The following is a 20,855-nucleotide window of genomic DNA, read 5'->3' on the forward strand; positions in this document are numbered from 1 at the left end:
GAGAACGCGACGACGCTTGGACCTTTCCAGAGGTCGGACCTTGCGAGGGAGGCATCCCCCGAGGAGCGGGGGCGGTGGTGCGGGACGGCTGCGAGGTGCGCGCCCCGGCGTCGGTCACCGGCGCGCCTCACACCCCTTACTGTCGATGACCATGAACAACGTGCGACGCCTCAGCAACCCCACCACCGACACGCCCGCCCGCACCTCCCCCACCCCGAACTGCCTCACCGGCGTCGGCGTGATCGTTCTGGACTCGCAGCACCGGGTCCTGCTCGGTCTGGGCCACAACGGCCGCTGGGAGCTTCCCGGCGGCAAGGTGGACACGGGCGAGAGCTTCGAGGAAGCCGCGATGCGTGAACTCGCCGAGGAGACCGGCCTGTTGGTCGAAGGCGATCGGGTCCGGGTCGCCGGAGTCGTACTGGACAGCGGTTACGGGCTCAACCGGGTCTCGGCCGCGGTGGTGACCCGGCCGGACGGGGGCACGCCCGAGGTGAGGGAACCGGACAAGATCGCGCGATGGGAATGGTTCGCTCCGGCGGAGATCCCCGACGAGCTGTTCGTGCCGTCCGCAGCGGTGCTCCGCACGTGGCGACCGGAACTCACGCTCCCCGAGACCGACGCCTTCCGCTACCCGACACAGGACTGACCGGCCCTTCTCGGCCAGCCCAACTGCCTCTGCCAGAAGGCGAGTTGCCACGCCTCTTCCCGTCACGGGCGGGGCCGCTCTATGCTCCTGCGACTCATGTGGCAGTTACCACCGGTAAGGGGCTGAGCGGATGGATCGCACGGGCTTCACCTCACGAACCTCCCGAACCTCTCGAACCTCACGAACCTCTCGGCGTACCTTCGTGGCCGGAGCGGCAGCCGTGGGCGGGGCCACCGCCCTCGGCGCACTCCCGGCCGGAGCCGCGCACGCCGCACCGGCCGCAGAGCCCCGGGCGGGCGGCCGGTCCGTCGCCGTGCTCGGCGGCGGCGTCGCCGGTCTCACCGCCGCGCACGAGCTGGCGGAACGCGGCTTCCACGTCACGGTCTACGAGAGACGCGCCCTCGGCGGCAAGGCGCGCAGCATGGACGTGCCGGGCAGCGCGAAGGGCAGCCGCAAGCCGCTCCCCGGCGAACACGGCTTCCGCTTCATCCCCGGCATCTACCACAACCTCCCGGACACGATGCGCCGCATCCCCTTCCCCGGCAACGCGAACGGGGTGTGGGACAACCTCATCGCACCGCCCGAGATGATGTTCGCGCGCTCGGACGGCCGCGAGGAGATGCGGATGCCGATCCCGTGGCCCGGCCACAAGCCGCCGAACCTCGACCTCGACGACATCCGCCGCATGCTGACGGGCCTCCTGGAAACGGCCCTGAACCTCCCCCTCCACGAGATCGCCTACTTCGTGAATCGCACCCTGGTCTTCCTCACCAGCTGCGACGAGCGCCGCGACAGCACGTGGGAGAAGACCCCGTGGTGGGAGTTCGTGCGCGCGGCCCGCATGTCGAAGGAGTACCAGCGCATCCTGGCGGTCGGCATCACCCGCAACATCGTGGCGACGAAGGCGGAGGAGGCGAGCACCCGCACGGTCGGGACCCTGGGCGAGGCGTTCGTCTTCAACGCGCTGGGCCAGGGCGCGGACGGCCCGCCCGACCGCATCCTGAACGCGCCGACGAACGAGGCGTGGATCGACCCGTGGGTGGCCCATCTGCGCACGCTGGGCGTGGAGTTCAAGATGGGCTGGACGGTACGGGAGCTGAAGACGGCGGGCGGCAGGATCAGCGCGACCGTCATCGAGGACCCGGCGGGCGTGCGTCAGTCCGTGGTCGCCGACCACTACGTCTCCGCCATGCCGGTCGAGCACGCGCGTCGCACCTGGAACGCGGAGATGCGCTCCCTGGACCCGCAGTTGGTGCGTGCCGACAAGCTCGAAACGGACTGGATGACGGGTATCCAGTTCTATCTGACGGAGCGTCCGAAGATGGTCGACGGTCACGTCAACCTCATCGACTCCCCGTGGTCCCTCACCGGCATCGCCCAGGCCGGGCACTGGAAGGGCCGTGACTTTCCCGCCGTGTACGGGGACGGGGTGGCGGTGGACTGCCTGTCGGTCGACATCTCGGAGTGGGACAAGCCGGGGATCCTGTACGGGAAGACGGCCAAGCAGTGCACGCGGGAGGAGGTGGCGAAGGAGGTCTGGGCCCAGCTCAAGGCCGCCCTCAACGACACCGGCAGGACGGTCCTGCGCGACAGTGCGCTGCACTCGTGGTTCCTGGACCCGGGCGTGGACGGCCTCGGCACACCGAACCCGACGAACGAGGACGAGCTCCTGATCCACCCGTGCGGGACGCTCCACAACCGCCCCTCCGCCGCGACGAAGATCCCGAACTTCTACCTCGCCGGGGATTACGTCGCCGTCGACATCGACCTCGCCACGATGGAGGGCGCGAACGCGTCGGCGCGGGCGGCGGTCAACGCTCTCCTGGACCGGGTGGGTTCGGATGCGGCACGGTGCACGGTGAAGGGGATGCACAAGATCCCGGCGATCGAGACGCTGAAGCGACACGACCGGACGAGGTGGCGGCTGGGGCTGCGCAACGCGCTCGACCTGGGCTAGGCGGGGCCGATCGGGCGCGTCGGTTCCGTCAGGTGCGCCCGTCGCGGCGGCTGCGCAGGTCGCGCAGCCGCTGGGCTGCTTCTGGCGGCAGCGAGTTCTCGTACGAGACGAGGAACTGCCGCGCGCTCATCGAATCGGACTCGGCCTCCCACACCGAATGGAAGATGTCGACGTTGTCAGCGGCACTCGGCTGGAGAAGGTCGCTGAGTAGTGTCCGCAGGTTCGCCCGCGCATCGGCATCGGCCACGTCCCTCACCCGGGGCTCGGGGACACCGAGCCGCCTGAGCGCGGTACGCGCCTGGAGCACGACCGCAGGCAGGACCAGTGGTTCCACCCAGGAGGTGAGGAGGTCGTACACGAGGCCGGCCGGCAGTCGATGCGCGTCGTGCAGCAGTTGCCCGTAGAGCAGCGCCGCCAGCCCGTCGGCAACACTGACCGGCACTCCCGACAGGGCGCTGACGACTCCACCGAAGCGTTCGTACCGGACGGCCAACTCCGCATCGGATTGGTCCAGATGGCTCGTCAGCCAGACCTCCAGCAGGTCGTGCGCGACGGAGCTGGCGTAGCCGCCCTCCGCTTCTCCGTAGAAGGTGTCCAGTGCGCCGCCAAGGTGGCGGAAGAACGGGTCGAGGGCGTGGCGCAGCACCTCGTCATGGCTCACGTCCGCGACGACCATCTTGTGCCGGGCCTCCCGCGAGCCGTTGCGCCACCAGGCCATACGGTCCGTCTGGCGCTGGTCGGTCGGCGCGTGGCCGTACACCCAGTACGGATCGACGGGGCTCGGCTCCGGCGGTTCCGTCGACAGCGGTGTGACGGTCAGCTCCCGGCGATCCCCCACCCAGGTGCGCCGCACATCCAGCGCGAGCGCGTACTCGGTCCACTCCTGCGCGGTCAGCGCCGACCGGTACAGCTGGACCCTCAGCGGCCAGATCCCCGCCGGGTCGACGGCCGCCGGGAACAGTCGGCCGGCCGTGACACCGCCGGTGACCAGCACCGTCAGCATCATCAGGTTCGCCTCGTACTTCCCGTGCCGGGCAGCCGTCGCCCGGGGAATGGGACGGTAATCGGCGTACTTGTGCTCGACCCTGGTGCGGGCGTCCTCCATGACGTCGATGAGCAACTCACCCAGCCTCTCCCGGCGTTCGGGGGCGAGGCGTCCGATGCGGGCGTCCACGAAGCGCAGCATCTGCCGGGAGGCCAACGAGGCGTACGACAGCAGGGCGTACAGCAGATCGTCGTCGACCGGCGCCCTGCCGATGGTCAACGGAGGCTGCTGATCGAGGAGTTGGTCGAGGAGGATAACGGCGAGCCGGGCGACCAGGTACTCGCCGAAGGTGGCGTGCAGGAATTCGTACGTGGTCAGCTCGCGGTCGTCCTGGACAGCCTGCGCCTTCTGCATGAAGAAGAACCGGCCGAGGGCGATCTCCGCCTGGTTGAGCGGGGCACGGAAGTCGGCGGCGGTGGTGGACTGCCTGCCGAGCAGCGCGTTCAGGTCCTCTTCGAGTTCCGCCACGGTGATCCACTGGCGGCGGCGGTTGAGGATGCCGAAGGCGATGAGCGAGAGCCGAGTGAGCTCGCGCTCGGAGTGTTCGGCGAGCTGGCGTGCAGTCAGGGCGTCTGCCGACTTGCCTATCTCGCGGACCGCGAAGGAGGCCAGCAGCTCTTCGTAGAGCTCCGCCGCCCCGAACGGCTCGCCGCTCTCCGCCTCCCGCTGGAGCGTGTTGGCGTTGGCGTCGTACAGGGCGAGCATCAGCAGGAGCAGCGGCTGCGACGCCAACTCGGCGTACCCACTGGCCACTTCCACCGAAAGGGGGCGGAGTCCCTGCGCGGCGAAGTGCGGTGCGTTCAGCTCGTTCCACACGGAGAGCCAGCGTCGGATGTGTGGTTCGCGGAAGGGTTCGAGGCGTACCGCCACGGTCCCTTCCGGGCAGCGGGCGCGGTCCGCAACCGCCGTGCGGCTGGTGACCATGGCGTACGCCGGGCGCCCCTGGTCGGCCTCGCGCTGCTGGAACTTGGCGATCCGGGCCAGGTAGTCGGTCTGGTTGACGCCGGTGGCCTGGAGCAGTTCGTCGAAGCCGTCGAAGAGGAGGACGGGCACCGACCCCTCGGCGGACCGCACCAGTTCCGGCCAGGACACCCGCTCGCCCGTCGCGGCCCGTACCGCGTACTCGATCTGCTCCTGTACGTCGACCTCGGCGGGCACCTCGCGCAGCACGATCCGTACCGGCAGGTATCCGGCGGCGGGCAGCCGGGCGGCGAGCATCTTCGTCAGGACGGACTTGCCCGCCCCCGGCTGGCCGAGGACGAGCAGCGGCACGGTGGCCGTCATCTCCGAGGTGAGCGCTCCGGCCAGGAACTCCGTGAGGTCCGACCTGACGGGTACGTCCGCCCACCAGTCCTCCGTCGCCGGGCCCATACCTCCTTCGGGCAATGCCCTGACCCGGAAGTCCGGGTCCACGTAGCCCTCTTCGAGAGAGGGCAGGCGTACGCCGCTCGGGGCCTGGCCCTCGGAGAGGATGGCCCGCCCCAGTGCGGCCCGCGAGCCGCGCACCAGGCCGTCGGCGGCATGGCCGAGCGGGCGCACGGAGGCCAGTCCGGCGAGGGCGCTCTCCACACCGGCCAGTGAGCGGCGGATCTCGTTCCGGGTGGCCTGGTGTTCGAGCTGGCCGGACCAGAAGCCGAACTCGGGTATTTCCAGGGCGAGTCGAGCGAAGAGCTCGCGGTACCTCTGCACCGCCCGCTGGTAGAGACGACTCAGCTGCAGAGCGGTGCGATCGCGCGCCGCTTCGTCGAGGCGGTCCCACAGCGCGAGGCCCCGCAGGAAGTACTTGAGCTGCTCCGCAAGGTCCAGGTACCAGACGTGCAGCTGGTTGAGCGTCTGCTCGAAGGGCCGGAACGGGCCCGGCTGGGGCACCTCGGCGGACAGGAGGGTGGCGACGAAGCGCGGGGCGTCGGGGCTGCCTCCCGCCAGAGCCAACTGCTCGGACCGGGTCAACTCCGCGTCGGCCAGCCGGAAGGGCAGCTCCGCCTCCTCCAGCACCTCGAAGAACGCCGTGATCACCAGCACCGCGTGCGCCGCTGCGATCTGCTCCGTGCGGTCCGCCCGCTCCGCAGACCCGAGCCGGTCCCGCAGCCCCGTCGTCACGTCCCGCCCGATCCGCAGCACCCGCCCCTGCGCCCCGAACAGCCCGAGCACCGCATCGCTCGCCCCGCCCGTGGCGGCGTTCAGCGCACCGCCCACCACTCGGTCCGCCGCCGCCAGGGCCTCGCTGTCGCCGCCCAGGATCGCCACCGCGTCCCGGTAACTCAGAAGTCGTCGCCCGCGCATACCTCAGATGTACCACGCACCACTGACAGCGGACCCGGCGGTCTACAACCTGCCCGCCTCCACAATCCGCTTCAGGAACTGCCGAGTTCGGTCCTCGCGCGGCGCGCCGAACACCTCCGCCGACGTCCCGCGCTCCAGCACCACTCCCGCGTCCAGGAAGCACACCTGATCCGCGACCTCCCGCGCGAAGCCCATCTCGTGCGTGGCGATGACCATGGTCATGCCCTCCTCCTTCAGGTCCCGCACCACGCTCAGCACCTCCCCCACCAGTTCCGGGTCCAGCGCCGCCGTGATCTCGTCGAGCAGCAGCAGCCGAGGGCGTACGGCCAAGGCCCGTACGATCGCCGCCCGCTGCTGCTGCCCCCCGCTCAGCCGGTCCGGGTACTCCCCCGCCTTCCCGCCGAGCCCCAGCCTCTCCAGCAACTCCCGCGCCCGCTCCTCCGCCTCCTCGCGCGCGACCCCGTGCACCCGGCGCGGGGCCAGGGTGATGTTGTCGAGCACCGACATGTGCGGGAAGAGGTTGTACGACTGGAAGACCACGCCGATCCGACGGCGTACCGCGTCCGCGTCCGTCCGGGGGTCCGTGATGTCCTCGCCGTCGAGGAAGACCGCCCCGTCGTCGATCTCCTCCAGGAGGTTCACGCAGCGCAGCAGGGTCGACTTTCCGGACCCCGAAGCCCCGATCAGGGCGGTCACCGTGTGCGCGGGCACCTCCAGGTCCACGTCCCGCAGCACCACCGTCTGCTGGTGCCGCGTCCCGTACGTCTTGCGCACGGACTCCAGCCGCAGCACAGCGGAGACGTCGCTCATACCGTTCCTCCCTGGGCGCGCTGCCTGTCCATCCGTGCCGTCACCCAGTCCGTGAACCGCGTCATCGGGATGGTCAGGGCGACGAAGACGAGCCCCGCCACGATGTACGGGGTGTAGTTGAAGTCGCGGCTCGCGATGATCTGCGCCGCGTAGACCGCGTCGACCGCGCCCGCGATGGAGACCAGGCCGGTGTCCTTCTGGAGCGAGACGAGGTCGTTCAGCAGCGGGGGGACGACCCGCCGCACCGCCTGTGGCAGCACCACGTACCGCAGGGTCTTGCGGTGGGAGAGGCCCAGGGACCGTGCCGCCGCCCGCTGCGAGGGGTGGACGGACTCGATGCCCGCCCGGAAGACCTCCGCGACGTACGCCGCGTACGTGAGGGTCAGCGCGACCCCGCCCAGGATCACCGGGTCGGTGGTGACCCCCGTCAGCCGCAGCGCGGGGACGCCGAAGACGACGATCAGGAGGTTGATGATCAGCGGCAGCCCCCGGAAGAAGTCCGTGTACGCGGTCGCCAGCGCGCGGAGCGGGAAGAAGGCGGGTCCCCGCAGGGTGCGGGCCACCGCGAGCAGCATGCCCAGGACCAGCACGGAAGCCCCGCACACCACCAGCAGCCGGAGGTTCAGCCAGAGGCCCTCCATGACCTCAGGGAACGCCTTCTTCGCGAAGGCGGGGTCGAAGAAGGTCTCGCGGGTCCGCTCCCAGCCGGGCGAGTTGACGACGACCAGGTAGAGGACGGCGGCCGTGACCAGGGTGCTGAGCGCGGCGACGGCCGTGGCGCGGCGCGTACGGCCGCGCCGGAAGCGTTCGCGTTCCAGGCGGCGGGCGGAGGGGACGTAGCCGTCGCTCCGCGCCGCCGCCGACGGCATCTTTTCGAGCGTCACTTCAGCACCGGGGCGTCGACCGCGTCCGCCAGCCACTGCTTCTCCAGCTTGGCGAGCGTGCCGTCCTTGCGGAGGGAGTCGACCGCGCCCGTCACGCACGCCGTCAGGGCGCTCCCCTTGTCGAGTACGAGACCGAACTGCTCGGCCTTGCCCGGGACTTCGGCGAACTGGCCGACGACGGCTGCTTCCTGGACCTCGGCCCCGGTGATGTAGAAGGCGGTGGGGAGGTCGACGATGATGGCGTCGACCTGGCCGTTCTTCAGGGCGGCCTTGGCGAAGTCGTTCTTCTGGTAGACGGACGGCTGCTGGGTCGGCTTGATGACCTCGTTGATGACGTCGAGGCTCGTCGTGCCGACCTGGGCGCCGAGCTTGGCGTCCTTGAGGTCGGCGACCGACGTCGCCTTCGCGGCCTTCGAGGACTTGAGGGCGACGACGGTCTGGCGCACGTCGTAGTAGCCGGAGGAGAAGTCGACGGCCTTCTTGCGCTGGTCGCTGATGGAGATCTGGTTGAGGTCGAAGTCGAACTTCTTCTCGCCCGGCGCGAAGGCGTTGTTGAAGGCGACGGTCTGCCAGACGACGTCGTCCTTCTGGTACCCGAGCTTCTCGGCGACGGCGTAGGCGACGGCGGACTCGTAGCCCTGGCCGTTCGACGGGCTGTCGTCCTTGAACCAGGGTGCGTACGCGGGCTTGTCGGTGCCCACCGTCAGCTTGCCCGCCGTCTCGGTGGCCAGCTTGCCCTGCGGGCAGGCGGCGGCTCCTCCGGCGGACGACGACGGCGCGGCCTTCGATCCGGGCTCCGGCTGCGGGGCGCACCCGGCGGCGAACGCGGTGGCGAGGACGGCGAAGGCGGCAGTGAGACTGCGGGCGAGGATGACAGGGCGCATGGCGCCGAGAGTGGCAGTGAGCAGGGACTTTTGTCCACGTCGAATCGGTGTTCGTCCGCATTCTGGAACGTGTTGCGAGATGATGAATTCTCCCCGGGGGCGGGCGCGGTCGGGCCGGGGTTTCCGCCGTCGGGGCGCCGGGGATCGGTGCTGAAGGTACGGCCGGGGGCCGCCGGGAGAGCGGGGATCGGGTGCACGAGCACGAGCGGGGCCGTCGACTGGCCGACGGCGAGACCGCGTTGGAGGACTACGAGAGCGGCACGGGCGGCACGGACGCCCTCGACGAGGCGATCCGGCTGCTGTCGGCAGTGCTCGTCGCGGACCAGGAGGCCGGTCGCACGCAGGACCGGGACCTGTTGGACCTGCTGGCGGGCTGCCACAGTGCGCGGCACAGGGCGACGGGCGAACTCGACGACCTCGACGCGGCGGTGGGGCTGCTCCAGATCTCGGTCGATCTGACCCGCGCGGCGGAGCCAGGACCTGAAGAGGCCGAACCGGTAGGCACCGAGCTGGTGGGTACCGGTCCGGACGGGCCCGACGCCCACACCGAGTGGCGGCACACCCTCGCCGATCGTGCGTACTGGCTGGCCGAACGCCTGCGGGACCGGTTCGAGCTGACCGGCACGGCGGGCGTTCTCGATGCCGCGTTCGACGCCGCGCGGCTCTCCGTCGCGCACACCGCCGGGTACGCGGAGGCCGCCGCGCACCACGACGCCCTGGGCGGCATCGCGCTGCTGCGGTACGAACGGGAGGGCGCCGAGGCGGACTTCCTGACGGCCCACGAGGCCCAGCGGGAGGCGGTCCTGGCCTCGCCGCCCGAGCGCCGGTGGACGCATCTCCTCAACTTCGGGCACCTCCTGCACGTCCGGCACTCCACCACCGGGGACCCCGAAGTACTGGACCGGGCCGTGGACATGCTGCGCACGGCCGTGGACCTCGCCCCCGACGACGAGCCCCGGGCGGACCTCGCGCCGGGAGGGCTCGCGCACGCGCTGTGCCTGCGGTCCGACCTGGCGGGCGCGGCCGAGGACCTGGACGAGGCGGTACGCAACGCCGGGCGCGCCGTGGAGATCGCCGAAGCCCTTGACTCCCCCGAGCGGGCCGCCCATTGGCGGTGGATCCTGGGCGGCGCGCTGCGTCTGCGGTACGTCAACCGGAGCAGGACCGGAGAGCGGGAGCCCGATCCGCGCGATCTGGTACGGGCGGCGTGGGTCTTGCGGGATTCCGTCCGGGGCCTGCCCGAAGATGATCCCGAACGGGGCGTACGGCTGCGGGAACTGGGGATCGTCGAACGCGAGCGGTACCTGGCCGAAGGCCGCCCCGAACTGCTCGGGCAAGCCTTTCGGTTGCAGCGGGAAGCCCTGACGGCGATCCGATCGGGAACCGACGCGCGCGACCGGGGCGCCGGGGCGGGAAGCCTGGGCGTCGTCTGTTTGCAGCTGTTCGAACGGACCGGTGAACTCGCCCTCCTGGAACAGGGGTTGGAGCTTCTCCGCGAGGCGGTCCGGACGTTTCCGGCAGACGACCCCGAACAGCCCCGGTGGGCCGGTGCGCTGGCCGTGGCGCATCAGCTGCGGTACGAGACCCTGGGTGCGCCCGAAGACCTGGACGAGGCGGTGTCCCTCCTCGACCGGACCGTACGGCAGCTGCCGCCCGCGCACCAGGAGCTCCCGCTGCACCGAGGACGGTTCGGCGAGGCGCTGCTCGCTCGGTACGAACTGCGGGGCGCGGCCGATGACGTGAGGGCGGCGCGGGACCTGCTGGCCCGGGGCGACCGGGTGCCGGGGCTCGCGGCGGTGCTGCACGCCGAGTACCTGCGCACGCGGCACCACGGAACGCTGGACGAGGCGATCCGGGAGGCCCAGGAGCAGGTGCGCCGCCTGCCCGCCGGGCACGCGCATCTCCCCGGCGCGCTGAACAACCTCGCCACGTACCTCCTGTCCCGGTACGAGGTGTTCCGGGAACCGCACGACACCGATGCCGCCGCCGAACGGCTGCGCTTTGCATTGGAGTTGCTCGACGGGTCGCCACTCCCCCGCGCCACCGTGCAGCTCAACCTGGGGCGTGTGGAGCTCGCGCGCTCGCGCCGGGCAGGTACGGCCGAGCGGGCGGACGCCCTCCTGGAGCGCGCGGTGACCGCCTTCGAGGCGGCGCTCGCGACCCCCGGCATCTCGGTCGAGCTGGAGTCCCAGGCGCTGGAGCTGCTGGCGCGGACGGTGCGGTTGTCGGCGCAGGACTGGGCGGCGGAACACGGGGGCGTGCTCCCGCCGGGGTCCGGAACGCCGGAGGTTCCGCCCGGGGGCGAGACCTCGGTGGTCTCCGTCGGGCGGTCCCACTGGACGCGGCTGGCCGCAGTGGACCAGCGGCTCGCCGCGCACACCGCGCGACAGGCCGTTCGGCACGGAAGCGCCGCACGGACCGCACTGCTCAGCGAGCGGGCCCTCCTCGTACGGACCCTTCAACAGCTGGTTGCGGCGCGGGGGTTGGCTCGTGAAGCGCTGCGAGGCCGGATGTGGGAGGTACTGGTGCAGTCCGATCCGCTGGAGGCGACGTACTCGGCGCGCCGCGCCGTGGACGAGGCGGGGCGGCTCGCGGCCTGGTGCCTGGAGGACGGCGTGCCGGACGAGGCGTTCGCGGCCGTGGAGTCCGGGCGGGCGCTGGCCGTGCACGCGGCGACGGCACACGCCACCCTCGGCGCGCTGCTGGAAGAGCGTGGCCTGACCGCGTTGCGCGACGAGTGGGAGCGGGCCGCGGCACCCCGCCGCCCGGCCCGCCGTACCGACTCCTCGACCGGTGTCGCCGTTGCCGCCGCGTCGACGGAAGGGGTCGTGCCGGACGACCTGCGGCGGCGTGTGCTGGAGGCCCTGGCCGGTGGGGACACCGGAGGGCTCGCCGAGCTGCTGGACGCCCCCGCTCCCGAGCGGGTCGCCGGTCACTGCGGGCGCCTCGGGGCCGACGCGGTCGTGCACCTCCTCCAGGGCGCTGCGGACGGCTGCGGCTGGGCCTTGGTCCTGCACCGGGACGGGCGCCTGGACACCCTGGAGCTGCCTCGGCTGGTGCGGCGGGACGACGACGCCTTCGCCCGGTTCGCCGAGGCCCACGACCATGTCGTACGGAGCCCGCAGGACGACGGGGTGCGGCGCGCCTGGCGGGAGCGGCTGCACGAGGTGTGCGACTGGGCCTGGTACGCGGCGATGGAGACCGTCACCGCGAACGTGACCCGCTACCGGCACGCGGGGGCGGTGCCCCGAGTGGTGCTCGTGCCGACGGGAGCCCTGGGGCTCGTCCCGTGGCACGCGGCCCGACGGTGGTCGGAGGGCGGGCGGGGACACCGGTACGCGATCGAGGAGCTGGCGATCAGTTACGCACCGTCCGCGCGGTCCCTGGAATGGTTCGCCAGGCGCAGCCTGCACCCGCTGGACGGGGGCGGCGTGGTCGTCGTCGACCCGACACGGGACCTGCCGTACGCACGGCAGGAGGCCGAAGACGCCCATCGGCTGTACTACGCGAAGGGAAGCCGGTTCGGCGCTTCGGGCGGTACGGGAGCTTCAGGCGGTACGGGCGGTACGGGCGGTACGGGCGCTTCGGGCGGTACGGCCGCGAGTGGGGCCGCCCCGCACCCGAGCTCCCCGGCCGAGCACCCCGCGACTCCGCGCGCGGTCCTCGGCGCGCTGCTCCCGGCCGCCCGGGAACCGGCCGTCCCGGTCGCGCACTTCGCGTGCCACGCCCTGACCTGCGCACCGTCCACCACCTCGCACCTGCTGCTGGCCAACGGGCAGCGGCTCAGTGTGGCCATGCTCCTGGAGCGCGTCCGCACGGGCACGCACGCCGGTCCCGGGCCCCTGATCGTGCTGTCCGCGTGCGCGACGGCCGTGCCAGGCGACGGGTACGACGAGGCGCTGAGCCTGGCGACCGCGTTCTCCGCGCTGGGCGCGGCGGCCGTGGTGGGTTCGCTGTGGGCGGTGGGCGACGCACCGACGTGCACCCTGATGACGGACTTCCACCACCGGCTCAACACCGACGGGCTGCCGCCCGCCGAGGCACTGCGCGCCGCCCAGCTGTCCGCCCTCGCCCAGGCGCGGCAGCGCACCGCCGGGGGCGGCGGGGGTGCTCGTGTCCGGGCCGAGGACCCCTGGTCCTGGGCCGCCTTCGTCCACTACGGAATCGGCCATCCCATGCCCTCAAAGAACCCGGAACACCCCTCCTCCGTCGTCCCGTTCTCGACCTCTCCCGGGGACGGCGCGCACCAGGAAGCACCGACAGGAAGCGACCGGGCCCCCATCCTCCCCCGCATGCCCGGCCCCTCCTACGGCGACCACCGCTGGGTCTGCCCCGTCCCCGGCTGCACGGTGGAGACCCTGGGCGACATGAACGCCCCCTACGAGGACGACTGCTGCTCCCGCCACCCCGACCACGCCTTCGAACAGCGGGCCTGAGCCGCCATGGGTGACCTGGTCAAGGGCATGGTCGAGCCCGTCGCCAAGCGGTGGAGCGCCGTCATGGGCGGCCCGCTGCTGCTGTGGTGGCTGGCCGGTCTCGTCCTCGTACTGCATCAGCGGGGCGGTCCGGCGACGGCGTGCAGGGAGCCGGGGGTTCTGCTGTCGGTGCCGTGCCGGTTGCAGGAGCGCGGGGCGGCCGGGCAGGCGGTGCTGGCCGCCGCGCTGATCGCGGTGGTGGTGCTGTCGGCGCTGGCCTCGTCGGCGCTGGCGGGGCCGCTCCTTGAGGTGCTGTCGGGGCGCTGGGGCACCTCCCGGATCGCGGTGGCCGTCACCCGCGTCCGTACCCGGAGGCACCGCGACCGGCGCACCGCACTCCGCAGGGGGCGGCTGCCCGCGCCGGCCAGGGCTGGAACGGACCCCGCCGCGTGGGACGTGCAGGAGGGCTGGCGGGCGGCGCGGGCAGCGGCGGCGTGGGCGCGCTATCCGCGCCGGACCGAGGACCTGCGGCCGACCGCCGTCGGCAACGCGCTGGTCGGGTTGACCGCCGAGGTGCAGCGGGCGTACGGGCTCCGACTCGCGGTGTGCTGGGGCCCGTTCACAGAGGCCCTGGAACAGTCCGCGCGGGACCGGCTGGCCACGGCCGCCACGCGGGTACTGGGCCGGGCGCAGGCCCTGCTGTGTGCGGCGGCCGGTGGGGTGTGGGTGTTCCTGCTGCCGGGGGTCGTCGCCAAGGCGGTGTGGCTGGTGGTGTGCGTGGGGTGCTGCTGGGGTGCGCACCGGGCACTGCGGGCGGGCGTCGACGCGTACTGCGTGCAGGTCATGGACGCGGTGACGGTGCACCGGGCGCGGCTGTACCGGGCGGTGGGCCTTCCGCTGCCCGCGACGACGGCCGAGGAGCGGGCGTCGGGCGAGAGCCTCAGCCGGGCGCTGGCGATGCGGCTGGAGGGGGCGGTCCCGCACGACTGGCCGACGGTGTGAAGGCAGCACCGCGTCACATGGCCAACTCCCGCCCCTTTACTGTGCGTTCGGCACAGTCATACGCTCCGCGCCATGCGACTCATCCGACGCACCACGAGACCCGCGCTGCTGGCCGCGGCGGGCGCGCTGCTCGCCGCCGCGCTGACCGTCCCGCAGCAGGCCGCCGCTGACGACCGCGACCCGGTCACGGCGAACGCCGACGTCACCGCGAACGCCACCGTCGTCCCGATCCAGACCACAGGCCCCGTCGACAAACGCTTCAACCTCGTCGTCCTCGGCGACGGCTACACGGCCGCCGAGATACCCAGGTTCCGCGCGGACGTCGAGAAGCACATGAACGTCCTGTGGAGCATCGAGCCCTTCGCCTCCTACCGCTCGTACATCAACGTGTGGGCCGTCGAGCTGCCCTCCCCCGAGTCCGGCGTCGACTGCGATCCGGGGCTGGCGGACGCCCGCCGCGACACCCCTCTCGACATGGGGTTCTGGGGCGGCTGCAACGCGAGCAGCGTGCAGCGGCTGCTGACCGTCGACACCACGAAGGCGAGCGCCGCCGCCGACCTCGTCGTCGGTACCAAGAGCGCCAACCGGCAGATCGTCGCGCTCGCCAACAGCCAGACGTACGGCGGCGCGGGCGGCGCCTGGGCCACCGCGTCCGGCGGCAACGCCCTCTCCTCCCTGATCACCCCGCATGAGATCGGCCACTCGCTGGGCAAGCTCGACGACGAGTACGACTACTACGGGCGCGGCGTCCCCGGCGGTACGTACACGGGCGGCGAGCCGAACTCCACGCACCACACCCTCCTCAGCGAGGAGGAGATGCGGACCAAGCAGCAGAAGTGGTGGCGCTGGCTGGGCGAGGAGAGCCTGTCCGGCGGGAGGATCGGGCGTCACGAGGGCGGGATGTACTCCACCAAGGGCGTCTGGCGGCCGAGCAGGCACTCCATGATGAAGACCCTCGGGTACGACTTCGACCAGGTGGAGCGCGAGGTGATGACCCAGGCCATCTCCGGCAAGGTGAACCTGGTCCAGGACCACACCCCGAACACCGCCCCGCTCGGCACCGACCGCACCGCGTGGGTCGACACCCTGCACCCGGTGGGCGGCGCGCTCGACGTGACGTGGAAGCTGGACGGGAAGACCGTGCCGGGGACGTTCGGCTCGCGCAGCCTCGATCTGAAGCGGCTGCACGTGGGCACGGGGGCACACACGCTGACGGCGACCGTGACCGATCCGACGCCGTTCGTACGGGACCCGAAGGTGCGGGGCTCGCAGGCTCTCACCCGCACGGTGACGTGGACGGTGGACAAGACCGTACGGACACCTCAACAGGCCGCCGGAGCAGCCGGGTTCACCGGACACACGGGCACCGACAAGCCGGTCGGGGCGAAGTCCGTGGTGTACGCCGAGACCTCGCATCCGGCGGCCGGGCTCAGCCCCCAGGTGCGGTGGACCCTCAACGGGTGGCCCGTCGCCACGAGCCTCGGCAACGACCGTGACCTCGACCTGGGCAAGCTGCCGCTGCCCGGCGGACGTACGCACACCCTGAAGGCACGGATCGCCGGTACGTCCGCAACCTTGAGCTGGATCGTCGACACGACCGCCGCGAAGGGTTCGTACGAGCTGTCGAAGCCGGTGCGCACCGTGCAGCGGCCGGGGAAGCCCGTGGAGTACGTCTACGACGGGCCGTTCACGATGAAGCTGGACGCGAAGGACGACCAGTCGGGGACGGTCGTCTCGCAGTTCCGGGTGAACGGGGACGGCTGGTACACGTACTACGGGTGGCCGACGGACGCCGACTCGCCGTGGCGGTTCACGCCGTCGGGGACGAACGTCGACGACCTGGTGTACGGGAAGCTGGGCACGCCGCGCGTGGTGCCGTGGGACGACGCGACGCCCGAGTACACGACGCACACGATCGAGCACCGGACGATCGACGCGGCCGGGAACGTCGGACCCGCGAAGAAGTTCCTGGTGACGCTGACACCGCCTCGGCCGTAGCCCTGACTGTGCCTCACCCGTCGTGGCGGGGACTCGTTTTGTGCCGGGCTGACTATCTTCCATAAGATCCGGCGATGATCACAAGGAAACGACTGGCGGCCGGAGCGTGCGGCGCACTGCTCGCCGCTCTGGCCGCCGGGCTGCTCCCGTCGCCGGCGCTCGCCGACGACGGGGACAGCGCCGAGGGCGCCCCGAAGGAATCCCCCAAGGTCGAGCTGGTCCTCGACGTCAGCGGCTCGATGCGGGCCAGAGACATCGACGGACAGTCCCGGATGGCCGCCGCGAAGCAGGCGTTCAACGAGGTGCTGGACGCGACGCCCGAGGAGGTGCGGCTCGGGATAAGGACGCTCGGGGCGAACTACGCGGGCGAGGACAAGAAGCGCGGCTGCGAGGACACCCGCCAGCTGTACCCGGTCGGCAAGCTCGACCGCACCGAGGCCAAGGCCGCCGTGGCGACGCTCGCCCCCACCGGTTTCACCCCGGTCGGGCCCGCGCTGCTCGGCGCGGCGAAGGACCTGGAGGGCGGGAACGCCACCCGGCGGATCGTGCTCATCACGGACGGCGAGGACACCTGCGGGCCCCTCGACCCGTGCGTCGTGGCGCGCGAGATCGCCGCGAAGGGCACCCACCTGGTGATCGACACGCTCGGCCTGGTGCCGAACGCGAAGATCCGCCAGCAGCTCACCTGCATCGCAGAGGCGACCGGCGGCACGTACACCGCCGTGCAGCACAAGGAGCAACTCTCCAAGCGCGTCAAACAGTTGGTGGACCGGGCGGCCGACCCGGTGGTCAACCCCGTCGCCACGAAGGGCGGCGCGTCCTGCACCGACGCCCCGAAGCTGACCGCCGGTCTCTACACCGACCGCGCGAAGTTCGGCGAGCACCGCTGGTACCAGGTACAGGTCAAGCCGGGCCAGGAGCTGCGGGCCTCGGTGAGCATCGGCGCGGACCGGGCCGTGAACAACGACTACGGGCTTCTCGTACGGGCCTCCACGCTCAGCGGGCGCGAGATCGTGCGCGGCCAGGAGGCCGGGGACGGGCGTACGGACGTGATCTCGTCCGGGCTGCGCTACCCGAAGGCGGACGTGGACGCCGAGAAGGGGCAGGAGCCCCCGGCGGAGACGGTCTGCCTCCAGGTGAGCAGTTCGTTCTCCGCGCCGCCTTCGGTGAAGACGGAGCCGGGCATGCCGGTGGAGCTGTCGCTCGACCTGGTGGACTCGCCGGAGCAGGCTTCCGACGTGGCGTCCTTCGGGCTCGGACACGGCTGGTGGCTGCTGGGCGTGATGGTCCTGGTCGGGCTCGTAGCGGGCCTGCTGTACGGCTGGCTCTCCCGCTGGCGCTTCGCGGTCTGGAGGACCAACTGATGCGTACGACACGTGTGTTGAGCGGTGTGCTGCTGGCTGCCGCGGCCGTGCTGGGCGGGGCTCCGGGCGCGTACGCGGACGAGTCCCCCTCCCCCTCTCCTTCCGCAGGTGCGGCCGCGCCGACCGAGGCCGGGACGTCGTTCCGTACGGCCACGGCCGTCGCGTCGGGGCAGGTCGCCACGGCGGGCGCCTCGACCGGCGACTACCTGTACTGGGTGTTCCCGGCCGACGCGGGCCAGGACGCGACCGTACGCGCGAAGGTGGCGCTGCCGGAGTCCGCGCAGCGGCACGGGGCGCAGACCTGGCAGCTCGACGTGTACGACGGGCTGCGCAGGAAGCAGGCGTGCACCTACGGGTCGTCGACGGCGACCGCGCCGAAGGACGCCGCTTCGGTGCGCCTGACCTGCCACCTCCGGACGATCCGGTCCTGGGCCGAGCAGTCGTCGAACGATCCGCTGCCCGGTTCGTACTTCGTACGGCTCACGGTGACGAAGCTCGCGGACGACGACCTGGGTCTGCCGGTGAAGGCGGAGATGCGGCCCGTGGTGGTCGACGCGGGCGGGGCCAAGGCGGTCGACGGGGCGCTGACGGCTCCGCTGGTGCCGGGGGCGACGACGGAGAAGTCGGACGCGAAGGGGCAGCCGAAGCAGGCGTCGCTCTCCGCCGCTCCCGAGGGGGGCTGGGCGTCCGGGAACTGGTCGAGCCGGTGGCTGTGGACGGCGGGCGGCGCGGTGCTGGCCGCTCTCGCCGGTGTCGCGGGCTATGCGATGACGCGGGGTTCGGGGCGGCCCGCGCGGGTGCCGCAGAGCTACTGACGTAACGTCACGAGGCAATAGGGGGCGGGGAGTCGATGCTCCCCGCCTCTCCTCGCGTTCTGGATGTTCAGGTGATCTTCAGGGCCGCCTTGGCGGTCGCTTCGGAGCTGGTGCCGACGTAGACGTCGACGTCGCCCGCCTCGACGACGAACTTCCCGTCCTCGGAGTTCGTCCAGAAGCCGAGGTCCTCCGCGCCGAGCGGGAAGCGTACGGTCGTGGACGTGCCCGCCGCGAGGGTGACCCGGCGGAAGCCGCGCAGCTTGCGGACCGGCTGGACGATGCTGGCGAACCTGTCGTGGACGTACAGCTGCACGACCTCGTCGCCTTCGCGGGTGCCGGTGTTGGTGACGGTGACGGAGACCTCGACGGTGTCGCCGGAGCGCAGGGCTCGGGTGGAGATGCTGTCGCGGCCGAGCTTCGGGGCGCTCGTCTCGAAGGTGGTGTAGCTGAGGCCGTGGCCGAAGGCGAACTCGGGGCCGTGCGGCAGGTCGAGGTACTTGGACGTGTACTTGTTCTTGGGGTCGTGGGGGCGGCCCGTCGACTCGTGGTTGTAGTAGATCGGGATCTGGCCGACCGAGCGGGGGAAGGTCACCGGGAGCTTGCCGCCCGGGTTGACCTTGCCGAACAGGACGTCGGCGACGGCGTTGCCCGCCTCGGTGCCGCCGTGCCACGCCTCCAGGACGGCGGGGGCCGAGCCGAGCCAGTCGCCCGTGGTGAGGGGGCGGCCGTTGACGAGGACGACCACGAAGGGCTTGCCCGTGGCGGCGACGGCCGCGATGAGCTGCTCCTGACCGCCGGGAAGGCTGATGTCGGCGCGGGCGGCGGCCTCACCGCTGAGTGCGGAGGCTTCACCGACGACTACCACGGTGACGTCGGCGGCCTTCGCCGCGTCGACGGCGGCGGGGATCTTGCTGGTGTCCTTCCCGTCGGCGTCCACACCGAGTGCGTACGTCACCGTGGCGTCCGGCACGGCGGCCTTGACGCCCTCCAGGACGGTGATCGCCGGGGCCTTCTTCGCGGCGAACGGGAACGCCCAGGCGCCGAGGAGGTCCTGGGAGTCGCCGAACGGGCCGACGACGGCGACGGACTTGGTGGTGGGGGCGAGCGGGAGGGCCTGCTTGTCGTTCTTCAGCAGGACCATCGAGCGGGCCGCGGTGTCGCGGGCGGCCTTGCGGGCTTCGGGGGTCGGCTCGCCGATGACGGCGGTCTCGTCGACGTACGGGTTCTCGAAGAGGCCGAGTTCGTACTTGAGGCGCAGGATGCGGCGGACCGCGTCGTCGAGGCGGCGCTCGGAGATCCGGCCGGAGCGCAGGAGCTTCTTGCCGTGGGTGACCAGGTGGGTGCTGGTCATCTCCATGTCGACGCCGGAGTTGAGGCCGAGGCGGGCGGCCTCCGCGCCGTCGGCGGCGAAGCCGTGCGGGATGAGTTCCTGGACGCCGGTCCAGTCGGAGACGACGAAGCCGTCGAAGCCCCACTCGTCCTTGAGGATCTCGTTGAGGGTGTGCGCGTTGCCGTGCGCCGGGACGCCGTTGATGGTGTTGAAGGACGCCATGACGGTCGCGCAGTCGGCGTCGATCGCGGCCTTGAAGGGCGGCAGGTAGTGGTTGCGGAGCTGCGACTCGGAGACGACGACGGTGTTGTAGTCGCGGCCTCCTTCGGCTCCGCCGTAGGCGACGTAGTGCTTGGCGCAGGCGGCGAGCTTGTCCTTGGCCCTGAGGTCGCGGCCCTTGGCGGTGCCCTGGTAGGCGATGACCTTGGCCTTCGCCAACTCGGCGGTGAGGTAGGGGTCTTCGCCGTTGCCCTCGGCGATGCGGCCCCAGCGGGGCTCGTGGGTGACGTCCATCATGGGGGCGAACGTCCAGTGGATGCCGTTGGAGCGGGCCTCCCTGGCGGAGACTTCGGCGTCGACGGCGGCGACCTGCGGGTCGAAGGAGGCGGCCTGGGCGAGGGGAATGGGGAAGGTCGTCCAGAGGCCGTGGATGACGTCGAAGCCGTAGAGGAGCGGGATGCCGAGGCGGGTCTCCTCGACGGCGATCTTCTGGAGGGCGTTGTTGCTCTTGCCTCCGTAGATCGACAGGACCGAGCCGAGCCGCCCGGCGCGGGCCGCCCTGGTGGCCTCCTCGGTGCCGCCGCCGCCCGGGCCCGTGTCCCAGGCCCAGGGCAGCTGCTGGAGCTGGCCGAACTTCTCCTCGACGGTCATCTTGCGCAGGAGCGCCGCTATCTCGCGCTCGTGACGGCCTCGGCCGGGCTTGGGCGCCCCGGCCACCGCCTCCCCCGATGCCTCGGCCACCGCCTCCCCCGACGCTCCGGCCGCCGCCGCGTCCGGCCCGGCGGCCTGGGCGGCTCCCGCGCTTCCGACGACCGCGCCCGCTGCGACCGTTCCGCCGAACGCAGTCAGGACACTGCGTCGTCTCACATCACTCATGGGTTCACCCTCTGAAGACGTACTGCCGAGAAGTAGCCGTGAATTGTGTGCGGATCTCCAAGTGTTGAGTGGAAGCTAGGGGGTTGTTACGGGTGGGTCAAGGGGTGCGACGAGCCAGCGATGTACGCGCATACAGGGATCGGTGGAGTGATCGAGAGCCGCCGCACGGACTACCGGACCGAGCCCGGTGCCGTCAGGCTGACGGGCCGAGAGGAGTGCGAGGACTGCGCAAGCGGCGACTGCGGGGGGGGCACGGGGTACGTCGACTGCGAGGAGTGCGGCGCCCGGGGCACAGTGAGGCACGAGGCGTGCGACGGCGCCGGGCGG

The 20,855-nt window shown here is 71.8% G+C and carries 12 protein-coding genes; 7 read left to right on the forward strand and 5 right to left on the reverse strand.

Going from position 1 to position 20,855, the window contains the following annotated elements; all coding sequences use genetic code 11:
* Window positions 1-151 precede the first annotated feature (151 nt).
* Together OG897_RS16025 and OG897_RS16030 are read left to right on the forward strand one after the other, a co-directional pair.
* Complete coding sequence (locus OG897_RS16025; RefSeq protein ID WP_266657368.1) at window positions 152-646, forward strand: NUDIX hydrolase; 495 nt, start codon at window positions 152-154, stop codon at window positions 644-646.
* A gap of 130 nt (window positions 647-776) precedes the next feature.
* A complete protein-coding gene (locus OG897_RS16030; RefSeq protein ID WP_266657370.1) occupies window positions 777-2,603 on the forward strand; it encodes an FAD-dependent oxidoreductase in 1,827 nt (608 codons plus the stop codon).
* A 28-nt stretch (window positions 2,604-2,631) separates the two neighbouring features.
* Here the strand turns inward: OG897_RS16030 and OG897_RS16035 are convergent, their stop codons facing one another.
* Genes OG897_RS16035 through OG897_RS16050 form a run of 4 tightly spaced genes read right to left on the reverse strand, consistent with a single transcriptional unit; the run spans window position 2,632 to window position 8,509 of the window.
* Entirely contained in the window at window positions 2,632-5,931 is a 3,300-nt protein-coding gene (locus OG897_RS16035; protein ID WP_266657372.1) for an NACHT domain-containing NTPase, read from the reverse strand.
* A gap of 42 nt (window positions 5,932-5,973) precedes the next feature.
* Window positions 5,974-6,741, reverse strand: coding sequence for an amino acid ABC transporter ATP-binding protein (locus OG897_RS16040; protein ID WP_266657374.1), 768 nt, complete (start codon window positions 6,739-6,741; stop codon window positions 5,974-5,976).
* Window positions 6,738-7,610 carry an amino acid ABC transporter permease gene (locus tag OG897_RS16045; RefSeq protein ID WP_266660212.1) on the reverse strand — a complete coding sequence of 291 codons (873 nt, stop codon included), beginning with the start codon at window positions 7,608-7,610 and terminating at the stop codon, window positions 6,738-6,740. Before OG897_RS16045 ends, OG897_RS16040 begins: the two co-directional genes overlap by 4 nt.
* An 11-nt stretch (window positions 7,611-7,621) precedes the next feature.
* Window positions 7,622-8,509: a transporter substrate-binding domain-containing protein gene (locus tag OG897_RS16050; RefSeq protein WP_266657376.1), complete on the reverse strand. Its 888-nt coding sequence runs from the start codon at window positions 8,507-8,509 to the stop codon at window positions 7,622-7,624.
* A gap of 191 nt (window positions 8,510-8,700) precedes the next feature.
* On the opposite strand from OG897_RS16050, the gene OG897_RS16055 reads away from it, so the two are divergent.
* The 5 genes from OG897_RS16055 to OG897_RS16075 all read left to right on the forward strand — a co-directional run bounded on the left by OG897_RS16055 (window position 8,701) and on the right by OG897_RS16075 (window position 18,103).
* The gene (locus tag OG897_RS16055) at window positions 8,701-12,945 is read left to right on the forward strand and encodes a CHAT domain-containing protein (RefSeq protein ID WP_266657378.1); all 4,245 of its coding nucleotides are present in this window, start codon (window positions 8,701-8,703) and stop codon (window positions 12,943-12,945) included.
* Window positions 12,946-12,951: 6 nt separating this feature from the next.
* A complete protein-coding gene (locus tag OG897_RS16060; RefSeq protein WP_266657380.1) occupies window positions 12,952-13,926 on the forward strand; it encodes a hypothetical protein in 975 nt (324 codons plus the stop codon).
* Between the two features lie 72 nt (window positions 13,927-13,998).
* Complete coding sequence (locus OG897_RS16065; RefSeq protein ID WP_266657383.1) at window positions 13,999-15,924, forward strand: M64 family metallopeptidase; 1,926 nt, start codon at window positions 13,999-14,001, stop codon at window positions 15,922-15,924.
* Window positions 15,925-15,998: 74 nt separating this feature from the next.
* Window positions 15,999-17,288 carry a VWA domain-containing protein gene (locus tag OG897_RS16070; RefSeq protein WP_266657385.1) on the forward strand — a complete coding sequence of 430 codons (1,290 nt, stop codon included), beginning with the start codon at window positions 15,999-16,001 and terminating at the stop codon, window positions 17,286-17,288.
* Window positions 17,288-18,103 (forward strand): hypothetical protein, encoded by an 816-nt coding sequence (locus OG897_RS16075; RefSeq protein WP_266657387.1) that lies wholly within the window; start codon window positions 17,288-17,290, stop codon window positions 18,101-18,103. The genes OG897_RS16070 and OG897_RS16075 overlap by 1 nt, the downstream gene beginning before the upstream one ends.
* Before the next feature lie 67 nt (window positions 18,104-18,170).
* On the opposite strand, the gene OG897_RS16080 is transcribed toward OG897_RS16075, so the two are convergent.
* Complete coding sequence (locus tag OG897_RS16080) at window positions 18,171-20,528, reverse strand: glycoside hydrolase family 3 N-terminal domain-containing protein (RefSeq protein ID WP_266657389.1); 2,358 nt, start codon at window positions 20,526-20,528, stop codon at window positions 18,171-18,173.
* Between the last annotated feature and the right edge of the window lie 327 nt (window positions 20,529-20,855).

The organism is Streptomyces sp. NBC_00237 (genome assembly GCF_026342435.1).
In the GTDB taxonomy this organism is placed as follows: domain Bacteria; phylum Actinomycetota; class Actinomycetes; order Streptomycetales; family Streptomycetaceae; genus Streptomyces.